This window comes from Ruegeria sp. AB8, assembly GCF_056542605.1.
Genome location: NZ_JBQGAB010000133.1, coordinates 1 through 547, shown reverse-complemented (window position 1 = coordinate 547; position 547 = coordinate 1). Strand labels below are relative to the sequence as shown.

Annotated in this window: 1 protein-coding gene; it reads right to left on the bottom strand. The window is 57.4% G+C overall.

Features of this window, described 5'->3' with window-relative positions; genetic code table 11:
* Window positions 1-547, bottom strand: a 547-nt coding sequence (locus ACR0CG_RS24170) for a GMC family oxidoreductase N-terminal domain-containing protein (RefSeq protein ID WP_480528069.1), incomplete at both ends; no start/stop codon positions are given.

Sequence of the window (547 nt, the reverse complement as noted above, 5' to 3'; positions counted from 1 at the left end):
CGCGCCGCAAGACCCCGGATGATTTCGCAGTTTTGCCGCTTGAGCGCTGGCCTAAGGTACGCATTCGCCGCCGACCAGCGCCGTCCTTTCCAGACGGTCTGCTCCATCGGCCCAAAACCTTCTTGTTTCTCACCGTTATAGTCGCCAGTGACCTCATATCCAGCCTGCTGACCTGCATCGACGAACGCCTTAAACAGCGGATTTTCACGAGGCCCTCGCGACACGTGCAGAGGTCCATCCGTGCCTCTCCAGGTGTGATCACCGCCATGGCCACCATCATGCCAGGTTTCCATGCGTTTGTAGTACGGCAGCACATCTGCGTAAGACCATCCATCTGCGCCCATCTCGGCCCAGGTGTCAAAATCTCGCGCGTGACCGCGCACATAGACCATGCCATTGATCGAAGAAGACCCTCCGATCACCTTGCCTCTGGGGCAAGCAAGTTGACGATTGTTCAGATGCGGTTCGGGCTCGGATTTGTAGCCCCAGTCATATCGCGACATATTCATCGGATAGCTTAGGGCGGCAGGCATCTGGATGAAGGGTC